This is a genomic window from Senegalia massiliensis, from assembly GCF_900626135.1.
GTDB classification, from domain to species: Bacteria; Bacillota; Clostridia; order Tissierellales; family SIT17; genus Anaeromonas; species Anaeromonas massiliensis.
Window position 1 is genome coordinate 1,410,336 of sequence record NZ_LR130785.1, and the last position, 19,405, is coordinate 1,429,740.

The following is a 19,405-nucleotide window of genomic DNA, read 5'->3' on the forward strand; positions in this document are numbered from 1 at the left end:
AATGAACAAAATAATAATTGATGTTGGAACATATGAAGACAGGGTAGCAGTTTTAGAAGAAGGTGAACTTACGGAGATATTTCATGAAAAAAAAGATAAAAATAAAATACAAGGAAATGTGTATAAAGGAAGAGTAGTAAATGTTTTGCCTGGTATGCAGGCAGCTTTTGTAGATATAGGACTTAAGAAAAATGCCTTTCTTTATATAAAGGATGCTACATCAAAGATACAGTATAGAAATGGTGTAGATTATAAAAATTTATCAATAAAAGAAGTGTTAAAACAAGGACAAGAATTAATAGTTCAAGTTATAAAAGAGCCTTATGGTTCAAAAGGTGCACGAGTAACTACTCATATAACTTTACCTGGAAGATATTTAGTATTGATGCCCTATAATACTTATATTGGTGTTTCAAGAAAAATAAATAGTGAGAATGAAAGAGAAAGGTTAAAAGAATTAGCATCTAAAGTACAACCAGAAGATATGGGTTTAATACTTAGAACTGCTTCAAAAGATAAGTCTTATGAAGACTTAAAATCTGATATAGATTACTTATTAGATATATTTCATATGATAATGAAGGAAAAAAATACTGGAACATGTCCAAGAATAATATATAAAGATTTAGATTTACCTAAGCGTACTATTAGAGATATATTTACTAAGAAAATTGACCAAGTATTTATAAATGATAGAGATAAGTATGAAGAAGCTATAAAAATGATTGAACTTATGAGTCCTAAATTAAAAAATAGAATTTATTATATAGATAGTAAAGAGGATTTATTTAATGAATTAGAGATTAACTCACAAATAGAATCTGCTCTTGAAAGAAAAGTATGGCTTGAAAGTGGAGGATATTTAGTAATTGATGAAACTGAAGCTCTTACTTCTATAGATGTAAATACTGGGAAATTTGTAGGGAGCATAGATTTAAAAGATACTGTATTTAAAACTAATATTGAAGCAGCAAAGGAAATTGCGAAACAATTAAAACTTAGAAATATAGGTGGAATAATAATAATTGATTTTATTGATATGTTTAATTCTACACATGAGCAAGAGTTATTAGATTTATTTAAAAGTGAGTTGAAAAAAGATAGAACAAAGACTACAGTAATTGGTATGACCGGATTAGGATTAGTAGAGATGACTAGAAAAAAAAGTAGAAATAAACTCTCAACTCAAATTTTAGAATCTTGTCCTTGTTGTAATGGAACAGGAAAAATAAAATCCAATGGATTTCTAATTGCAAAGATTGAAAAAGAAATAAATAGAATAAAAAATAATACTTCAGCAAATGCTATATTATTTGAATTAAGTACTTATAAATATAAAGAAATAACTAAAAATTATATCCAAAAAATAAAATCTCTTCAAGAAGAAAGTAGTATAAAAATATTCTTTCAAGAAAATAATGATTTGAAAATTGATGAAGTAAAAAATAAAAAGATAGGAAAACTAGAAGATTTTATTGACAAATATTTAGAAATTTGATAAAATACTATTCTGTAAGTAGCCGCACAAATTAGGTTTTAAACGAAAGTACCTACATTTGGCGAGACTGGTTTGAGGAGGTGTATGTTTAATGTATGCAGTAGTAGAAACTGGAGGAAAACAATATAGAGTTCAAGAAGGTGATACTTTATTTGTTGAGAAAATCGCTGGAAATGAAGGAGATAACATCAAATTTGATAAAGTATTACTTGTATCTAATGATGGTGATGTGAAAGTAGGCAAGCCATTTATAGAAGATATGACTGTTGATGCTTCAATAGTAGAGCATGGAAAGTCAAAGAAAATAATAGTATATAAATTTAAAGCAAAGAAAGATTATAGAAGAAAGCAAGGGCATCGTCAACCTTATACAAAAGTTAAAATCGAAAAAATAAATGCTTAGTGGTATTTATGACAAAAATTGAATTTTTACAAGATAAAAAAAGTAATATACTTGGATATGTTATGGAAGGACATACAGGTTATGATGAATATGGTAAAGATATAGTTTGTGCAGCTGTTTCAGTACTTGCACAAACCGGGGTAATATCTTTACAAAAAAATTTAAATTTAGATAATCTAACTTGTGTTATAAAAGATGGTTATATTCAAGTACAGTTACCTAAAAAAATTAATGACGATGACTTTAAAAATGCACAAATAGTTTTAAAAACAGTATTAATCGGCATAAAAAGTATAATGGAATCTTATTCAGGTTATATAACCCTAAAATACAGGGAGGTGTAATGATGTTAGTTATGAATTTACAATTATTTGCTCATAAAAAAGGGGTAGGTAGTTCAAAAAATGGTCGTGACAGTGAGTCTAAAAGACTTGGTGTAAAGAGAGCTGATGGACAAAATGTACAATCAGGAAATATATTAGTTAGACAAAGAGGTACTAAAATTCATCCAGGTTTAAATGTTAAAAAGGGTGGAGATGATACTTTGTTTGCTATAGTAAATGGAGTAGTTAAATTCGAAAGAAAAGGAAAAGACAAAAAGCAAGTTAGTGTTTACCCACAATAAGCTATTGTCAAAATAAGATCTACCTATTAGGTAGATCTTTATTTTTTTATAGTGAATAATTTATAGTTATTTGAGGTAAAAATTACATAAGGGTATAAAAGTAATTATAAATGAGGATGATGATGATGTTTATAGACAAAGCTAAAATATTTGTAAAAGGCGGAAATGGTGGTCATGGAGCCGTTGCATGGAGAAGAGAAAAGTATGAACCATCTGGTGGTCCTGCTGGAGGAGATGGAGGACATGGTGGAAATATCATATTGAAAGTAGATGAGGGACTTAGAACATTAATGGATTTAAAATTTAAAAAGCATTTTAAAGCTGAATCTGGTGAAAATGGAAAGTCTAAAAGACAATATGGTAAAAAAGGAGAAGACTTAATAATAAATGTACCACCTGGAACAATTGTAAAAGATGAAGAAACAGGAAGAGTTATTGCTGATTTGACAGAAGAAAATCATACATTTGTAGTAGCAAAAGGTGGTAGAGGTGGCAAAGGTAATGCTAAATTTGCTAATTCAACACGACAAGCTCCAAGATTTGCTGAAGGTGGGACAAAGGGAGAAGAAAGGTGGATACTATTAGAGTTAAAATTGCTTGCTGATGTTGGACTTATAGGATTCCCTAATGTAGGAAAATCCACATTTCTTTCTATTGTATCAGCAGCAAAACCTAAAATAGCTAATTATCATTTTACTACTATAAATCCAAATTTAGGAGTAGTAAAATTAAATGATGCTAATAACTTTGTAATAGCTGACATTCCAGGGCTTATAGAAGGTGCACATGAAGGTACTGGCCTTGGACATGAGTTTTTAAGACATATTGAAAGAACTAAACTTTTAGTTCATATGGTAGATATTTCTGGGCAAGAAGGTAGAGATCCTATTGAAGATTTTCATAAAATAAATAAAGAATTAAAATTATATAATGAAAAATTATCAAATAGACCACAAATAGTGGTAGCAAATAAAAGTGATTTAAGTTCTACAAAAGATAACTATGCTAAGTTTAAAGAAGAGATAGAACAGTTAGGATATGATGTGTATAAAATATCTGCTGCAACAAAAGATGGTGTTAAACAACTTATATATACAATTAGTAAATTACTTAAGGAAATTGGTGATCTGGAACCTATAATAGAAGTTGAAGAAGATATTAAATTATATGGTTTAGATAATGATAAAAAAGATATAATAGTCAGAAAAGAAAATGATGAGTATTTTGTAGAAGGATCAGTTGTTGAAAAACTTATGGATTCAACAAACTTAGATGATGTAGACTCTACTAGATATTTCCAAAAAAGATTAAGAGATTTAGGAATAATTGATAGATTAAGAGAACTTGGAATAAACGAAGAGGATTCTGTAAATATATGTGGATATGAATTTGAATTCTTTGAATAAAATAGATTAAAATAAAGAGGTGAAAAAATGATAACAGGAAAACAAAGAAGTTTTTTAAAGAAAAAAGCTCACAATATAGATTCTATACTTCAAATAGGTAAGAATGGAATATCTGATAATTTAATAACTCAAGTTGATGAAGCACTTGAAGCAAGAGAATTAATTAAAATAAATGTTTTAAATAATAACTTTTCAGATCCAAAAGAGTTAGCTAATGAATTAGCAGAAAAAACTAATTCTGAATTTGTTCAAAGTATAGGAAATAAAATAGTACTTTATAGAGAATCAGAAGAAAATAAAAAAATTAAACTACCTAAATAATGTATATTTAAAATGACTCCAGTTAAGAATAATAAAAATATCTCTTTAAAAGGAGTTGTGGCCAAATTGGATAATATTGAAAAATTAAAAAGGCTATATGAAAAAGGGTATAAATGCATAAGATATGAAGATGATGAAGATGGTCAATTTAAAATGTATTTTAAAAACTTTGAAAAAGAACAAATAGAAGATATAAATTCTACTAATACAAGTGAAATAAATGTTTTAAAGAGCTTTGTAGATAAAAATTAATCCTCCAATTGGAGGATTAATTTTTATTCTTTTTAAATCTAATATATAATGTATATAGATTGGAGTGATATTACTATGAAGATAAAAAAGTTAGGAATAATGGGAGGAACATTCAACCCTATACACATTGGTCACTTAATGATTGCAGAACAAAGTAGAAAAAAATTCAATTTAGACAAAGTGATATTTATTCCTACTGGAAGTCCACCTCATAAAGATGAAAAACAATTAGCAAATGCTTTAGATAGATACATAATGACAATACTTGCTACATCTGATAATAATAATTTTATGGTTTCAGATATAGAAACTAATAGATATAAAACAAGCTATACTGTGGATACTTTAGAATTACTATCTCAAAAATACAAGGATTCAGAACTTTTTTTTATAACAGGCGCTGACTCAATACTTGATATAGAAAATTGGAAAAATACTAATAAACTTCTTAATATATGCACTTTTATTGCAGCTACGAGACCAGGTTATAATGTAGAAAATGTAATGGCTCAAATAAGAAAACTTGAAGAAAAATATAATAAAAAAATTAGTTATCTAACAATTGCTCCTGTAGATATTTCATCTACACAAATAAGAAAAAGAATATTTGAAGGTGAAACTATTAAGTACATGACACCAGATCCTGTTATAAATTACATATATAATAAAAATCTTTATAAATAATGGAGGAAATTATGAAAATAGAAAAAATGAAAAGTATATTAAAAAAGGATATAGATAAGGAAAGATATAAACATACTATTAGAGTAACAGAAACTGCTATAAAACTTGCAAAAAATTACAAAGTAGATACAGAAAAGGCTCATATTGCAGCTCTTTTACATGACTCAGCTAAATATAAAGATAAAGATACTTTATTGAAAAAAAGCCAGGAATTTGGTATAATTTTAGATGCTGTAATGAAAAATAATCCTCACTTAATTCATCCTTTTTTAGGAGCAGAATTAGCCAAAGTTAAATATAATATATTAGATGAGGATATATTAAATGCAATTAAATATCATACAACAGGTAGAAAAAATATGAGTATGTTAGAAAAAATAATTTTTATAGCAGACTATATTGAGCCAGGTAGGAACTTTCCAGGACTTGAAAAAATAAGAGAGATTTCGTTTGAAGATATTGATTTAGGCATTATTCTTGCTATGGATAATACACTTAAATATATAATTAATAAAGGATGGCTTATACATCCTAATACCATTGAAACTAGAAATAGCTTAATTTTAAAAAGAAATAAAATTATATAGGAGGTTAGGATTTGAAAAAAAATAATGATAAGTTATCATTAGTTATAAATGCTGCAGATGATAAATTAGCTCATGATATTGATGTATTAGAAGTGACTGATCTCACAAGTGTAGCAGATTATTTTGTGATTTTAAGTGGTAAAAATGAAAGACAAGTAGTTGCAATAGCAGATTCAATAGAAGATAAATTAAGTGAAAATAAATATGATCTACGATCAAAAGAAGGATATAGATCAGGAAGATGGATATTATTAGATTATGGAGATATAATAATTCATATATTCCATAAAGAAGATAGAGAATTTTATAATCTTGAAAGATTGTGGGCAGACGGAAAGAAAATTAATATTGACAATTATGTTAGTTAATATATAATATTTATAATATATAATTTAATATAGAATTATAAAGAGTAGTAAGTAATAAAAAAATTATAGAGAGTCAACATTTGGTGAAAGTTGATATTTTTGATTTACTGAACTTGCTTTAGTTTTTTAGATTGGTCTCCATTAGAAGACTTCTAAGTGGGCTTTATAGCCAATTAGGGTGGTACCGCGAGTAACTTCTCGTCCCTATCTATATAGATAAGGATGAGAAGTTTTTATATTTCAAATAAAAACGTATAAGGAGTGAAGAAAATGTCTTATAATTTTAGTAAGATTGAAAAAAAATGGAAAAACAAATGGGAAGATGAAAATTCTTTTGAATCATTTAGAAATGATAAACAAAAATATTATCAATTAGAAATGTTTCCTTATCCTTCAGGTCGTATTCACATGGGACATGTGAGGAATTATTCAATAGGTGATGTAGTAGCAAGATTTAGAAGAATGCAAGGATATAATGTATTGCATCCTATGGGATGGGATTCATTTGGACTTCCTGCAGAAAATGCTGCAATTAAACATGGAATACATCCAAATAAATGGACATTAGAAAATATTGACGATATGCGAGATCAATTAAAAGAAATAGGTCTTAGCTATGATTGGAATAGAGAAATAGCTACATGTTCTCCTGACTATTATAAGTGGACTCAAGAGTTTTTTATAGAAATGTATAATAAAGGTTTAGCATATAAGAAAAATTATGCTGTTAATTGGTGTCCATCTTGTGAAACAGTGTTAGCAAATGAACAAGTTGTAAATGGCCAGTGTGAGAGATGTGATAGTGAAGTTGGAAAAAAAGAACTTGACCAATGGTATTTTAAAATTACAGATTATGCAGAGAGATTATTAGAAGATATAGAAAAGTTAGATGGATGGCCTGAAAAAGTAAAGTCTATGCAAAAAAATTGGATTGGTAAAAGTGAAGGTGCAGAAATTAATTTCAAAATAAAAGATTTTGAAGATGAGTTAAATGTATTTACAACTAGACCTGATACAATATATGGTGTTACTTATATGGTTTTAGCCCCAGAGCATCCATTAGTGAGTAAAATAGTAACAGGTACAAAATATGAAGAAAAAGTAAATGAATTTAAAAAGAAATTAGAGCATATGTCTGATATAGATAGAACATCACTTGACACAGAAAAAGAAGGAGTATTTACAGGAAGATATGCTATAAATCCTTTAACAAAAAAAGAAATCCCTATATATATAGCTAATTATGTATTAATAGATTATGGGACAGGAGCAATAATGGCAGTACCAGCTCATGATGAAAGAGACTTTGATTTTGCAAAAAAATATAATTTAGATATAACAAGGGTAATAGCAGAGAAGGGTAAAGAAACAGAAGAACTAGAAGTAGTGTATACTGATAATGGCATAATGGTAAATTCTGATAAATTTAATGGCTTAGACAATGAAAAAGCTAGTAGAGAAATAACTAATTATATAGAAAAAGAAAAGATAGGTATAAAAACAATAAATTATAGACTTAGAGATTGGTTAATATCCAGACAAAGATATTGGGGTACACCTATTCCAATGATTTATTGTGAAGATTGTGGTATAGTACCTGTACCTAAAGAAAGTTTACCTGTGGTATTACCTACAGATGTTGAGTTTAGTGGAAAAGGAGAATCTCCATTACTTACAAGTAAAGAATTTGTTCATACATCTTGTCCTAAATGTGGTAAGAAAGCAAAAAGAGAAACTGATACAATGGATACATTTGTAGATTCTTCTTGGTATTTCTTAAGATATACTGATTCTAATAATGGTGAAAAAGCATTTGATAAAGCTAATGCAAAATATTGGATGAAAGTTGATCAGTATATAGGGGGAGTAGAGCATGCAATTTTACATCTATTGTATGCAAGATTCTTTACAAAAGTTTTATATGATATGAATATTTCTCCTGTAGATGAGCCATTTAAAAACTTACTTACTCAAGGAATGGTATTAAAAGACGGAGCTAAAATGTCTAAATCCAAAGGAAATGTAGTAAGTCCTGAAGAAATTGTAAGTAATTATGGTGCAGATACAGCAAGATTATTTGTACTTTTTGCAGCTCCACCAGAAAGAGACTTGGAGTGGAATGATCAAGGAGTAGAAGGATGCTTTAGATTTTTAAATAGAGTGTATAGATTAGTAAGTGATACAAAAGATATATGTATGAATAATAAATCTTTTGATTTTAATAAATTAAATAAAATAGAGAAAGCGTTTAATTATTCATTAAATAATGCAATTAAAAAAGTAACAGAAGATATAGATCAAAGATTTAACTTTAATACAGCTATTAGTGCTATAATGGAACTTGTTAATGATACTAATAAATTTAGAGAAAGCAAAGATAGTGAAAATAAAAATAAATTGTTATCTAAAGCAATTGAAAGTATTATTGTTTTACTTGCTCCATTCTCTCCTTATATTACAGAAGAATTATGGAGTATGATAGGTAATGATAACAGTATTCATAGTGTTAGTTGGCCAAAATATGATGAGAAAGCTTTAGTTAAAGATGAGGTTGAAATAGTAATACAAGTAAATGGAAAAGTAAGAGATAAGATAATGGTAGGAGCTGACATTTCAAAAGAAGAATTAGAAAAGAAATCATTAGAGAGTGATAAAGTTAAAAATATGATATCAGGAAAAGAATTAAGAAAGGTTATAGTTATACCTAAAAAATTAGTAAATATTGTTGCAAATTAATGAGGTGAAGAAATGACTAATACAAATATACATCCTCTATTATCTAATATGGTTCCATTAGTAGAAGGGATATCTAAAACTCTTGGAAGTAATTGTGAAGTAGTTCTACATGACTTAAACAATCCTACTCATTCAGTAATAGCAATATCAAATGGTCATGTAACTGGTAGAGAAATTGGTAGTCCAATGACAGAAAAAGGACTTAAAGCAATAAAGAATCAAGAATTTGAAAAAAACTTGATAAAATATAAAACTATCACTAATGATGGAAGAACATTAAAATCTTCTACTTTATTTATTAAGGATGAATCAAATAATGTAGTAGGGTGTTTATGTATAAATGTAGACATATCTGAATTTATTGTAGCAAAAAAAGTTATATCTGAATTAACACAAACAATAGATGAAAAAGAAGGAAATATCCAAGAAGTTTCAGAAAATTATTTTAAAAATGTAAATGATATTTTATATAGTCTAGTTAAAGAAGTATTAGAAAACAAATCAAAGCCTGTATCTTATTTATCAAGAGATGAAAAGATAGAAATAGTAAATGAATTAGAGCAGAAAGGAATTTTTTTAATAAAGGGATCAGTAGAATATTTAGCTGATAAGTTATGTGTTTCTATATATACAATTTATAATTATTTAGATGAAATAAGAAAACAAAAATAAAGTACGGGAATTCCCGTACTTTATTTTTGTTTACATATTATAACTTTTACTTCTATAGCGTCTTCTTTTCTTGGCGCGTCTTCTTAATACATTTATTCTCCAAAATAATAACAATAAAACAGTACCTATTATCCACCATATATTTATACTTTTAAATAATGAAATGTCAGCTACATTAGTATAAGAACCTACTAAATTAATACTCTCAGCAGATACAATATTTGCTGTTTTAATTGTCTTGTCATTTATAATATATTCAACATTTCCTAATACTTGTCCCTTTTCAATAGGTGCTTTTATATTATTATTTATATTTATTTTTTTAGAAATTTTACCTTCAATACTATTCTTTATAGGAGTAGTAACATTTTCTCCAATGACTCCAGTAACATATTTTTTATTTCCATTTTCAATTTTAATATTTTCTACAAATTCATTTTTAAATCCAAGTAATTTTTTATCAAAATTATTAAGACCATAATTTAAAAGCTTATGAGTGTCAATCCATAAATTGTTTCCAGCTGACTTTAGAACTACAGATATCAAAAGTCTTCCATCTTTTTCGACTGCAGATACAACAGAATTGCCAGCTTGTTCAGTATATCCAGTTTTTACTCCTATAGCACCATCATATTTTATTTCAGTATTTTGCCCATCTACATTTATTTTTTTAGTACTATATAATAGTTTATTTGCAGAGTACATAACTCTTTTTTCTGTTTTAATATTAGTTGGTTCTATAGTATATTTATAATTTTTTACTATATTTCTAAATTGATCATTTTGAATTCCATATTTTGCAATCATAGCTAAATCATAAGCAGTTGAAAAATGATTATCATCATGTAGACCACTTGGGTTTACAAAGTTAGAATTAAGAGCACCTATTTCTTTAGCCTTTTTATTCATCATTTTTGCAAAACTCTCAACATCACCAGCCATATCTTTTGCAATTACTACAGCAGCGTCATTAGCTGATTCTATTAATGTAGCGTTTAATAATTCTTTAAATCTTAATTGTTCTCCAGGTTCTAAAGCTATATGTGTACCATAAATTTCATAAGGAGTATCATCATCTACTGTTACCAGTTTATCCATATTTCCCTGTTCAATAGCAAGAATTCCAGTTAACATTTTTGTAGTACTAGCAGGATACATTTTTTTATTCATATTTTTTTCAAATAATATATCTCCAGTTTTACCATCAATTAAAATAGCAGCTTCTCCATTTATATCTTCTTGAGCAAGATTACTACTTTCCCCATAAACAATTGAATTATAATTAAGTACTGATAGCATAATTACAATCATTATAATTTTTTTCAAAAATATCACCTTCTTATATTTAGATATACTATAGTATATCAGAAAATCATCAAAAATTTAAATAAATTATATATATTTTAAAATTAACAGAACATTTTAAAGGGAAATGTATTTTTATGTAGAATAATAATTATTATATTCTATCTGGGGAGGGTGATAATTATGATAAGCTTTACAAGAAAGGAGCAAATAGTTATACTTATATTAGTTGTACTTGTAATAGGTATAATAGGATTTAATTTGATATTTAAAAATAAAAATGAAATTATTTACGAAGAAATAGAAGATGAACATATTGTCGAAGATACAGAAGTTGAAAATGAAGATGATAAGAAATATGAAGAAGAAATAGTAATACATATTAGTGGAGCAGTAAATAAATCAGGCATATTTACTTTGAAATCTAATAGTAGAGTAAATGATGCAGTTCTAGCTGCTGGAGGACTTACTGATGAAGCTGATATTGATAGAATAAATCTAGCTAAAAAAATAAATGATGAAGAAAAAATTCATATTTATAAAATAGGAGAAGAACAATTAACTCAAGATACAAATACTAGTACTAATATAAATGATTTAGATTCAACTGAAGAAAATCTTGAAAAGGTAAATATAAATACAGCAGATATTACGCTTTTAGAATCATTACCTGGAATAGGAAAAATTAAAGCAAATAATATTATTGAATATAGAAAAAATAGTAATTTCAAAAATATAGAAGATATAATGAATGTTGATGGTATTGGAGAAAAGACATTTCAGAATATAAAAAACAAATTAACTATATAGAAAGGAAGTATATATATGAAAGATGAATTAAGACTTACTCAAATGACTGCTGCATCTGGTTGAGCAGCTAAAATAGGTCCTGAGACCTTGGCACAAGTTTTGTGTCATATACCTAAAAATATTGACCCTAATCTAATAGTTGGAATAGATACATCAGATGATGGAGCTGTATATAAAATTAATGAAGATACTGCAATAATTCAAACAGTTGATTTTTTCACACCAGTTGTAGATGATCCTTATACATTTGGACAAATAGCTGCAGCTAATTCTTTAAGTGATGTTTATGCTATGGGAGGAGATCCTAAATTAGCAATGAATATTATTGCATTTCCTAACTGTTTATCTACAGAAGTTATGACGGAAATTTTAAAAGGGGGAAACGATAAGGTTTTAGAAGCAGGAGCTTTGATAGTTGGAGGACATACAGTAGAAGATAATGAACCAAAATATGGACTTACTGTAACAGGATTTATACATCCAGAAGATGTTGTAACAAATAGTAATTTAAAAGAAAATGATTATTTAGTTATTACTAAACCATTAGGACTTGGAATATTAAATACAGCTATAAAAGCTGATATGGTAAGTCCTGAAGGTTATAAAAAAGCTGTAAAAACAATGACTACACTTAACAAAAAGGCAAAAGATGCTATGATTGAAGTAGGGATAAATAGTTGCACAGATATAACTGGATTTGGTCTTTTAGGTCATGCATTAGAAATGGCTAAAGGTAGTAATAAAACTATAAAGTTTTCTTCAGAAAAAATACCTTATATAAAAGAGGCTTATGAATTAGCAAATATGGGGATAATACCAGAAGGTGCTTATACAAATAAATCATTTATAGGAAATGATGTAAAGATAAGTGAAAATGTTTCTGAACCATTAAAAGATATGATGTTTGATCCTCAAACATCAGGTGGATTACTAATATCAGTTTCTGAAGAAAAAATAGATATGTTAATGGAGCAATTAAAGACACTCGATACAGAGTATGATATAATAGGAAGAGTTTTTAACAAACAAAAGCATTATATAATTGTAGAATAAAGGGTGAAATAGATGGAGAGTACAAAGAATTTATTTAGAATGTTGCCTAAGGTTGATGATATATTAGAAAAAGAAAAAATTCAAATTGCATTAGAATACATTCCTAGAAATATAATTTTGGAATCCATAAGAGAAGTATTAGATCAAATAAGAAATGATATTTTAAATTCTAAAATTTTAAAAGAGGAATTAGACAGTAGAATTAATGACATACCTGAAACAATAATAAAAAAAGCTAAATATAAAATAAATCCTAAACTAAAAAGAGTTATAAATGGAACAGGGACAGTTATTCATACTAACCTTGGAAGGTCTTTAATTTCTAAATCAATAATGGAAAAAGTAGTAGATACAGCATCCAATTATTCAAATTTAGAGTATGATTTAGAAAAAGGAGAAAGAGGTTCTAGATATAGTCATATAGAAGATATTATATGTAGAATAACAGGTGCTGAATCTGCTTTGGTAGTAAATAATAATGCTTCTGCTGTGATGTTAATACTAAATACACTTGGCAAAGGTAAAGAAGTGATTGTTTCTAGAGGAGAGTTAGTTGAAATAGGAGGTTCTTTTAGAGTTCCAAGTGTTATGGAACAAAGTGGTGCTATTTTAGTTGATGTAGGAACCACTAATAAAACTCATAAATTAGATTATGAAAATAATATAAATGAAGAAACTGCTATTTTACTTAAAGTTCATACAAGTAATTATAAAATTGTGGGATTTACTGAAGAAGTAGATTTAGAAAGTCTAGTAAAAATAGGTCATTCAAATAATATTCCAGTAGTAGAAGATATAGGTAGTGGTGTTCTTATTGATTTAAGCAAATATGGATTAAGTTATGAACCTACAGTTCAAGAGTCTATAAAGAGTGGAGTAGATATTGTAAGCTTTAGTGGAGATAAATTACTAGGTGGTCCACAGGCAGGAATAATTGTAGGAAAAAAAGATTTAATAAATAGGATGAAAAAGAATCAACTTACAAGAGCTTTACGAGTTGATAAGATGACTTTAGCAGCACTTGAACTTACTCTTCGTGAATACTTAGATGAACAAAAGGCTATAAAAAATATAGAAACTTTAAATATGCTTACTATGGATATAAGAGAAATAGAAGAAAAAGCAAATAAGTTATACAATTTATTAAGAGATATAGAAAAAATAGAATGTAAAATAGAGGATGATTATTCTCAAGTAGGAGGAGGAGCATTACCTTTAGAAAAAATAAAGACTAAGGTAATAAGTTTATACTCTAACTCAATAAAGATTAGCGAATTAGAAAAAAGTCTTAGATCATTTAATCCACCTATAATAGGAAGAATAAAAAATGATAAGTTATATATAGATTTAAGAACAATAAAAGAAGATGAGCTTGAGTTAATATTTGAAGGGGTAATATCTTCTATAAATGATTAAGAGGTGTTTAGTTATGAAGAACGTTATTATAGGAACAGCAGGACATATAGATCATGGTAAAACTACTCTTATTAAAGCACTTACAGGCAGAGAAACTGATAATTTAAAGCAGGAAAAAGATAGGGGTATATCAATTGAGTTAGGATTTACATACTTTGATTTACCTAGTGGTAGGCGAGCAGGAATAATAGATGTACCAGGTCATGAAAAATTCATAAAAAATATGTTAGCTGGTGTTAGTGGGATGGATGTTGTTATTTTAGTAGTAGCATCAGACGAAGGAATGATGCCACAGACTATAGAACATTTAAATATACTTAATTTATTAAATATAAAAAAGGGAATAATAGCATTAACTAAAAGAGATGTTGTAGACAATGAATGGATAGAGCTTGTAAAAGAGGATATATCTGAAAGTGTACAAAATACATTTTTAAAAGATGCTAAGATAATAGAAGTGTCTTCTACAAAATTAAAGGGTATAGATGAATTATCAATGGAAATAGATAATTTGACGAGAGAAATAGAAAATAGAGACACTGAAAATATACCAAGATTACCTATTGATAGAGTATTTACACTTACTGGTTTTGGAACTATAATAACAGGGACTCTACTTCAAGGAAGTTTAAAAGTAAGTGATGAGGTAGAAATTTATCCTAAAGGATTAAAAGCTAGAATAAGGTCGGTACAAGTTCATGGTGAAGATACTGATATAGCTTTGGCTGGACAAAGAGTAGCAATTAATTTAGTAGGAGTTAAAAAATCTGAAATTGAAAAAGGGAATATTATTTCTTATCCAGATTCTATGATAAATACAAGAATGATAGATGTGAAATTAAATTTATTAGAAAATTCTCCCTGGATAATAGAAAACAGAACAAGACTTAGATTATATTTAGGAACTGAAGAAATATTATGTAGAGCAATTTTGTTAGATAAAGAAAATTTAACTCCTGGTGAAAGTGGATATGTTCAATTAAGGCTTGAAAACATTACTTCTTCAAAAATAGGTGATAGATTTATTGTTAGATTTTACTCGCCTATGACAACTGTTGGTGGTGGAATTGTACTGGATAATAACCCCACTAAGAAAAAAAGATTTAAAAATGATATAATAAAAGAGTTAAAAGCAAGGGAAACTGGAAATAAAGAAAAAATATTAGAAGAGAGTATAAAAGAAAAAAGTAGAATATTTCCTTCAACAAAGGATTTAGCAATTGAACTTGTAACAACTGAATCAGAAATAAAAAATATTACAAATAAGTTAACTGAAGATCAAAAAATAATTAAGTTTACAATGTCTGATGGTGAGAATTTTATTCATATAGACTACTTTGAATATATGAAAAGAGAAATTGTTGAGTTTTTACAAAAATATCATGAAAAAAATTCTCTTAAAAAAGGCATTTTAAAAGAGGAAATAAAAAGTAAGTACTTTTCTAATATTAAACCTAAGTTATCAGAATTATTTATTGATAGACTTATATATGATAATATTATTAAACAAGATAATTTATATATATCTCTAAATAATTTTCAAATAAAATTTAGTGAAAAGGAAAAATCTATTAAAGATAATATTAATGATTTAATATTAAAAGATAAATTCAATCCTCCTAAAATAAATGAATTAATCAATAGTTTAAAATATAAAGAAGAAGAATTATTAAAAGTAGTAGATGCTTGTATTCAACAAGAAAAAATAATATTATTAGATGAGGATATTATAATATCTAAACAAGCATATGATGAGTCTATAGATATTATAAAGGATTATTTAAAGAAGAATAGTTCTATTTCTTTAGGTGAATTTAGAGATCTTTTAAATACTAGTAGAAAATTTGCTATGGCTCTATTAGAAGATTTTGATAGAAATAAATTTACTAAAAGAATTGAAGATAAGAGAATAATATATTAAAATAAATTAAAAGAATAATATTAAATTTAATATTTCATTCAAAATTTAAGTAGAGGTGAAAAAATGGCTAATAAAATACTAATTGTTGATGATGAAACCTTATTAGTTAAAGGTTTAAAATATAGTCTTGAGCAAGATGATTATGATATTGATACTGCATTTGATGGGAAAGAAGCTTTAAATAAGGCATTAAACAATGAATTTGATTTAATCATATTAGATCTTATGTTACCGGAGATGGATGGATTAGAAGTTTGTCAAAAAATTAGAGAGACTTCATCTGTACCTATAATAATGCTTACTGCTAAAGGTGAAGATATGAATAAAATACTTGGATTAGAATATGGTGCAGATGATTATTTAACTAAACCCTTTAACATTTTAGAATTAAAGGCTAGAATAAAGGCTATATTAAGAAGATCTACAAATAAACAATCTAATTCTCATGATCAAGTGATACAAGTGGAAGAGTTTACAATAAATACTCTAGGAAGAAAAGTTTCTATAGGAGACAAGGAAGTAAATCTTACTGCTAAAGAGTTTGACTTATTACTCTTATTAGCTACAAATCCCGGTAAAATTTTTACAAGAGAAGAACTACTTGAGATTATTTGGGGATATGAATACTTTGGTGATTTAAGAACAGTTGATGTTCATATTAGAAGACTAAGAGAGAAAATAGAAAAGAATTCTTCACAAGCTGAGTATATCCTTACAAAATGGGGAGTTGGTTATTATTTTAGGAGTAAGAAAAAATAAAAAAACAAGATTTATTAGCATAAGGTGGAAACTTGTTTCCACCTATTTGTTATTAGTAATAGTATTGCTATTAGTAATAAATATTTTTATAACTAAAACGATTACTAATATATATTTAGAAGAAAAGAAAATTGATATGCTTGCCAAAACTAATATAATAGCAAATGATATTGATTATTATACTAGTTCTAATTCTAATTCTATAATATATGAAATAACTAAAAATGAAGTTATAAATTATGGTAAAGAAATTAATTCAAGGATTATTATTGTAGATGAAGATGGAAATGTAACTATTGACTCAAAAGAAGAATTTAGAGGACAAGAATTTGAACATAAAGAAATTAACTCAGCATTAAAAGGTAAGAATATTTCTAATGATTATAATTTTAAAGAATACGGACATTTATTATATACATCAGTTCCACTTATTATAAATGGTAAAATAGAGGGAGCAGTACTTACATCTACTTCAATAGATAATATATTTGTGAGAGTTAATAGTATTAAAAATGCACTATATTGGATATCATTTTTAAGTGTTATATTTGTAGCTATAATTAGTTTTATATTGGCTAATATTTTTTCAAAACCAATACAAAAATTTACTAATGTAATATTAAATATGGCACGAGGAAATTTAAACCAAAAAGTTGAAATTCATACAAATGATGAATTTAATCAACTAGCTAATGCATTTAATATAATGAGTACAAAGTTAGATCAAGTTGATATTCAGAGGAAAGATTTTGTGGCCAACGTTTCACATGAACTTAGAACACCTCTTAGCTCTATTAAATTATTATCAGAATCACTTTTGCATCAAGATACAGTTGATGAAAATGTATATAAAGAGTTTTTATCAGATATTGATTCTGAAATAGATAGATTGAATAATATAATTGATGATTTATTATCTTTAGTTGATTTAGATAAGGAAAAATTAAATTTAAACTATAAAGTAACTTATATAAATCATTTATTAGAAAAAATCATTACAAGATTGAAGCCTATTTCAGAAGAAAAAAATATCGAATTAAATTATATTGAAAAGGCTAAAATTCAATTAAATGTTGATAAAAATAAGATACAGCAAGCTATAATTAATATTATTCATAATGCAATTAAATATACTCATGAAAATGGAAATGTAGATGTTATATTATATTCTGATAATAAAAATGCTATTATTGAAATAAAAGACAATGGAATAGGTATACCAGAAAAAGATTTAGAACATATTTTTGAGAGATTTTATAGAGTAGATAAGGCTAGAACTAGAAATACTGGTGGTACTGGATTAGGACTTTCTATAGCAAATCAAATAATAACATTGCATCAAGGTAATATAGAAGTAAAAAGTGAAATAAATAAAGGAACAAAATTTTATATAAAATTACCATTAGATGATAATGTATCTTTAGATTAAGGAAGGTGATATTGTGAAAATTTATTTTAAAAATATAAATATAATGATAATTATTATATTTATAGCTACTATAATTAGTGGATGTCAAACTTACGATGATATGTTAACTTCAGATAGTAAGTCTCCGATAATATCTCCTCATCCTTTAGAAAATAATTTTGATGCGATACTCTATTACTCTGATAAGTATAATGAAAAATTAGTAATGAAAAACAAAAAAATAGAAGATATAACAAAGAATATAGAGCTAGAAATATTAGAAGAATTAATAAGTGGCTTAGATGGAGAAAATATAGATAATTTAATTCCTAAAGAGACTAAAATACGTTCTATTGACATCGAAAATCAAATTGCATATATAAATTTATCAAATGATATAATAAAAGAGGACTTATCACCTAGCGAAGAAGTATTATTAACTTATTCTATTGTAAATACTATTACAGAATTAGACTCTATAAAAAGTGTACAATTATTAATAGATGGTGAAAAGAAGGAATTTTTATCAAATGTAATGAATATAGAAAAGCCATTACAATATAGTGAATTATTAGTAGAAGACAAATTTATAAATCCATTTGATACAATAAAAGATTATTATAATATGTTAAACAATAGAGAAAGCTCTAAATTAGCTTCATTATTTAAAAATACAGATAAAAAGAGTAGAGTATATTATGAAATACAATATATAGATAAGAATGTAAAAAAGTATAATATTAAATCATATAAATTAAATAATTACAAAAAGACTTTATTAGTAGATGTTGTAGTTGAGGCTATTACAAATGATGATAAAAAGGTAAAGTATAATAAATTATTTAGTATGGAATATTCAGATGCTCAATTAGAAAAGACATTTAAAATAAATGAAATATATTAATGTAACTTAATATTTATACTACTTCTTGACAAGTAAATAACTTGTGTTATACTATAAAAGTACAAAAGATAATAAGGGAGTAGATGGGTGCTGGTGTGCCTTCTGGTCTTCAAAACCAGTTCGGGGCGTTAGGAGCGTCCTGGGTGAGTTCGATTCTCACATATTCCCGCCAATTTAAACGCCTATGGCGTTTTTTTATTTGGTTTTTTAAAAAAATGTTGATATAATAGTTATATCATAAAGCTAAATTGATTATATATTTAGTGAAAGGAGTAAT

General features: G+C 26.6%; 20 protein-coding genes, 1 tRNA gene and 1 other annotated feature. Of the genes, 20 read left to right on the forward strand and 1 reads right to left on the reverse strand.

The window, feature by feature from the left end; translation table 11 throughout:
- The first annotated feature begins 1 nt into the window (after position 1).
- From E0D94_RS06955 to E0D94_RS07010, 12 genes are all read left to right on the forward strand, one after another.
- Positions 2 to 1,498, forward strand: coding sequence for an Rne/Rng family ribonuclease (locus tag E0D94_RS06955; protein ID WP_130806558.1), 1,497 nt, complete (start codon positions 2 to 4; stop codon positions 1,496 to 1,498).
- Positions 1,499 to 1,589: 91 nt separating this feature from the next.
- Positions 1,590 to 1,901: a 50S ribosomal protein L21 gene (rplU, locus tag E0D94_RS06960; protein WP_130806559.1), complete on the forward strand. Its 312-nt coding sequence runs from the start codon at positions 1,590 to 1,592 to the stop codon at positions 1,899 to 1,901.
- 8 nt (positions 1,902 to 1,909) lie between these two features.
- The gene (locus E0D94_RS06965; protein ID WP_130806560.1) at positions 1,910 to 2,245 is read left to right on the forward strand and encodes a ribosomal-processing cysteine protease Prp; all 336 of its coding nucleotides are present in this window, start codon (positions 1,910 to 1,912) and stop codon (positions 2,243 to 2,245) included.
- 2 nt (positions 2,246 to 2,247) lie between these two features.
- Complete coding sequence (gene rpmA / locus E0D94_RS06970) at positions 2,248 to 2,526, forward strand: 50S ribosomal protein L27 (RefSeq protein ID WP_130806561.1); 279 nt, start codon at positions 2,248 to 2,250, stop codon at positions 2,524 to 2,526.
- 125 nt (positions 2,527 to 2,651) lie between these two features.
- Positions 2,652 to 3,932, forward strand: a complete 1,281-nt coding sequence (gene obgE / locus E0D94_RS06975; protein WP_130806562.1) for a GTPase ObgE — start codon at positions 2,652 to 2,654, stop codon at positions 3,930 to 3,932.
- A gap of 27 nt (positions 3,933 to 3,959) precedes the next feature.
- Entirely contained in the window at positions 3,960 to 4,253 is a 294-nt protein-coding gene (yhbY, locus tag E0D94_RS06980; RefSeq protein ID WP_130806563.1) for a ribosome assembly RNA-binding protein YhbY, read from the forward strand.
- 66 nt (positions 4,254 to 4,319) lie between these two features.
- A complete protein-coding gene (locus E0D94_RS06985) occupies positions 4,320 to 4,505 on the forward strand; it encodes a hypothetical protein (RefSeq protein WP_130806564.1) in 186 nt (61 codons plus the stop codon).
- Positions 4,506 to 4,580: 75 nt separating this feature from the next.
- The gene (gene nadD, locus E0D94_RS06990) at positions 4,581 to 5,189 is read left to right on the forward strand and encodes a nicotinate-nucleotide adenylyltransferase (protein ID WP_130806565.1); all 609 of its coding nucleotides are present in this window, start codon (positions 4,581 to 4,583) and stop codon (positions 5,187 to 5,189) included.
- 11 nt (positions 5,190 to 5,200) lie between these two features.
- Positions 5,201 to 5,776: a bis(5'-nucleosyl)-tetraphosphatase (symmetrical) YqeK gene (yqeK, locus tag E0D94_RS06995; RefSeq protein ID WP_130806566.1), complete on the forward strand. Its 576-nt coding sequence runs from the start codon at positions 5,201 to 5,203 to the stop codon at positions 5,774 to 5,776.
- A gap of 11 nt (positions 5,777 to 5,787) precedes the next feature.
- Positions 5,788 to 6,144: a ribosome silencing factor gene (gene rsfS / locus E0D94_RS07000; RefSeq protein ID WP_130806567.1), complete on the forward strand. Its 357-nt coding sequence runs from the start codon at positions 5,788 to 5,790 to the stop codon at positions 6,142 to 6,144.
- A 25-nt stretch (positions 6,145 to 6,169) separates the two neighbouring features.
- Positions 6,170 to 6,353 (forward strand) — a binding site (T-box leader).
- 61 nt (positions 6,354 to 6,414) lie between these two features.
- The gene (leuS, locus tag E0D94_RS07005; protein ID WP_130806568.1) at positions 6,415 to 8,880 is read left to right on the forward strand and encodes a leucine--tRNA ligase; all 2,466 of its coding nucleotides are present in this window, start codon (positions 6,415 to 6,417) and stop codon (positions 8,878 to 8,880) included.
- Between the two features lie 12 nt (positions 8,881 to 8,892).
- Positions 8,893 to 9,552, forward strand: coding sequence for a helix-turn-helix transcriptional regulator (locus E0D94_RS07010; protein WP_130806569.1), 660 nt, complete (start codon positions 8,893 to 8,895; stop codon positions 9,550 to 9,552).
- Between the two features lie 30 nt (positions 9,553 to 9,582).
- Here the strand turns inward: E0D94_RS07010 and E0D94_RS07015 are convergent, their stop codons facing one another.
- Positions 9,583 to 10,878 (reverse strand): D-alanyl-D-alanine carboxypeptidase family protein, encoded by a 1,296-nt coding sequence (locus E0D94_RS07015; RefSeq protein ID WP_130806570.1) that lies wholly within the window; start codon positions 10,876 to 10,878, stop codon positions 9,583 to 9,585.
- A gap of 162 nt (positions 10,879 to 11,040) precedes the next feature.
- Between E0D94_RS07015 and E0D94_RS07020 the strand changes: the two genes are divergently transcribed.
- The 8 genes from E0D94_RS07020 (at position 11,041) to E0D94_RS14805 (ending at position 19,300) form a co-directional block, all read left to right on the forward strand.
- Positions 11,041 to 11,667: a helix-hairpin-helix domain-containing protein gene (locus E0D94_RS07020; protein WP_130806571.1), complete on the forward strand. Its 627-nt coding sequence runs from the start codon at positions 11,041 to 11,043 to the stop codon at positions 11,665 to 11,667.
- 15 nt (positions 11,668 to 11,682) lie between these two features.
- A complete protein-coding gene (gene selD / locus E0D94_RS07025; protein ID WP_130806572.1) occupies positions 11,683 to 12,720 on the forward strand; it encodes a selenide, water dikinase SelD in 1,038 nt (345 codons plus the stop codon).
- A gap of 12 nt (positions 12,721 to 12,732) precedes the next feature.
- Complete coding sequence (selA, locus tag E0D94_RS07030; protein ID WP_130806573.1) at positions 12,733 to 14,136, forward strand: L-seryl-tRNA(Sec) selenium transferase; 1,404 nt, start codon at positions 12,733 to 12,735, stop codon at positions 14,134 to 14,136.
- 13 nt (positions 14,137 to 14,149) lie between these two features.
- The gene (gene selB, locus E0D94_RS07035) at positions 14,150 to 16,057 is read left to right on the forward strand and encodes a selenocysteine-specific translation elongation factor (protein ID WP_130806574.1); all 1,908 of its coding nucleotides are present in this window, start codon (positions 14,150 to 14,152) and stop codon (positions 16,055 to 16,057) included.
- Positions 16,058 to 16,120: 63 nt separating this feature from the next.
- The gene (locus E0D94_RS07040; RefSeq protein ID WP_130806575.1) at positions 16,121 to 16,816 is read left to right on the forward strand and encodes a response regulator transcription factor; all 696 of its coding nucleotides are present in this window, start codon (positions 16,121 to 16,123) and stop codon (positions 16,814 to 16,816) included.
- Positions 16,785 to 18,245, forward strand: a complete 1,461-nt coding sequence (locus E0D94_RS07045) for a sensor histidine kinase (RefSeq protein ID WP_242620494.1) — start codon at positions 16,785 to 16,787, stop codon at positions 18,243 to 18,245. Before E0D94_RS07040 ends, E0D94_RS07045 begins: the two co-directional genes overlap by 32 nt.
- 43 nt (positions 18,246 to 18,288) lie before the next feature.
- The gene (locus E0D94_RS07050; RefSeq protein WP_165442898.1) at positions 18,289 to 19,128 is read left to right on the forward strand and encodes a GerMN domain-containing protein; all 840 of its coding nucleotides are present in this window, start codon (positions 18,289 to 18,291) and stop codon (positions 19,126 to 19,128) included.
- 75 nt (positions 19,129 to 19,203) lie between these two features.
- Positions 19,204 to 19,300, forward strand: a tRNA-Sec gene (locus E0D94_RS14805).
- The last annotated feature ends 105 nt before the right edge of the window (positions 19,301 to 19,405 follow it).

Excerpts from the sequence above, each read along its gene's own strand:
- E0D94_RS06955 (WP_130806558.1), top strand. The coding sequence starts at position 2 with ATGAACAAAATAATAATTGATGTTGGAACATATGAAGACAGGGTAGCA.
- rplU (WP_130806559.1), top strand. The coding sequence starts at position 1,590 with ATGTATGCAGTAGTAGAAACTGGAGGAAAACAATATAGAGTTCAAGAA.
- E0D94_RS06965 (WP_130806560.1), top strand. The coding sequence starts at position 1,910 with ATGACAAAAATTGAATTTTTACAAGATAAAAAAAGTAATATACTTGGA.
- rpmA (WP_130806561.1), top strand. The coding sequence starts at position 2,248 with ATGTTAGTTATGAATTTACAATTATTTGCTCATAAAAAAGGGGTAGGT.
- obgE (WP_130806562.1), top strand. The coding sequence starts at position 2,652 with ATGTTTATAGACAAAGCTAAAATATTTGTAAAAGGCGGAAATGGTGGT.
- yhbY (WP_130806563.1), top strand. The coding sequence starts at position 3,960 with ATGATAACAGGAAAACAAAGAAGTTTTTTAAAGAAAAAAGCTCACAAT.
- nadD (WP_130806565.1), top strand. The coding sequence starts at position 4,581 with ATGAAGATAAAAAAGTTAGGAATAATGGGAGGAACATTCAACCCTATA.
- yqeK (WP_130806566.1), top strand. The coding sequence starts at position 5,201 with ATGAAAATAGAAAAAATGAAAAGTATATTAAAAAAGGATATAGATAAG.
- leuS (WP_130806568.1), top strand. The coding sequence starts at position 6,415 with ATGTCTTATAATTTTAGTAAGATTGAAAAAAAATGGAAAAACAAATGG.
- E0D94_RS07010 (WP_130806569.1), top strand. The coding sequence starts at position 8,893 with ATGACTAATACAAATATACATCCTCTATTATCTAATATGGTTCCATTA.
- E0D94_RS07020 (WP_130806571.1), top strand. The coding sequence starts at position 11,041 with ATGATAAGCTTTACAAGAAAGGAGCAAATAGTTATACTTATATTAGTT.
- selA (WP_130806573.1), top strand. The coding sequence starts at position 12,733 with ATGGAGAGTACAAAGAATTTATTTAGAATGTTGCCTAAGGTTGATGAT.
- selB (WP_130806574.1), top strand. The coding sequence starts at position 14,150 with ATGAAGAACGTTATTATAGGAACAGCAGGACATATAGATCATGGTAAA.
- E0D94_RS07040 (WP_130806575.1), top strand. The coding sequence starts at position 16,121 with ATGGCTAATAAAATACTAATTGTTGATGATGAAACCTTATTAGTTAAA.
- E0D94_RS07050 (WP_165442898.1), top strand. The coding sequence starts at position 18,289 with ATGATAATTATTATATTTATAGCTACTATAATTAGTGGATGTCAAACT.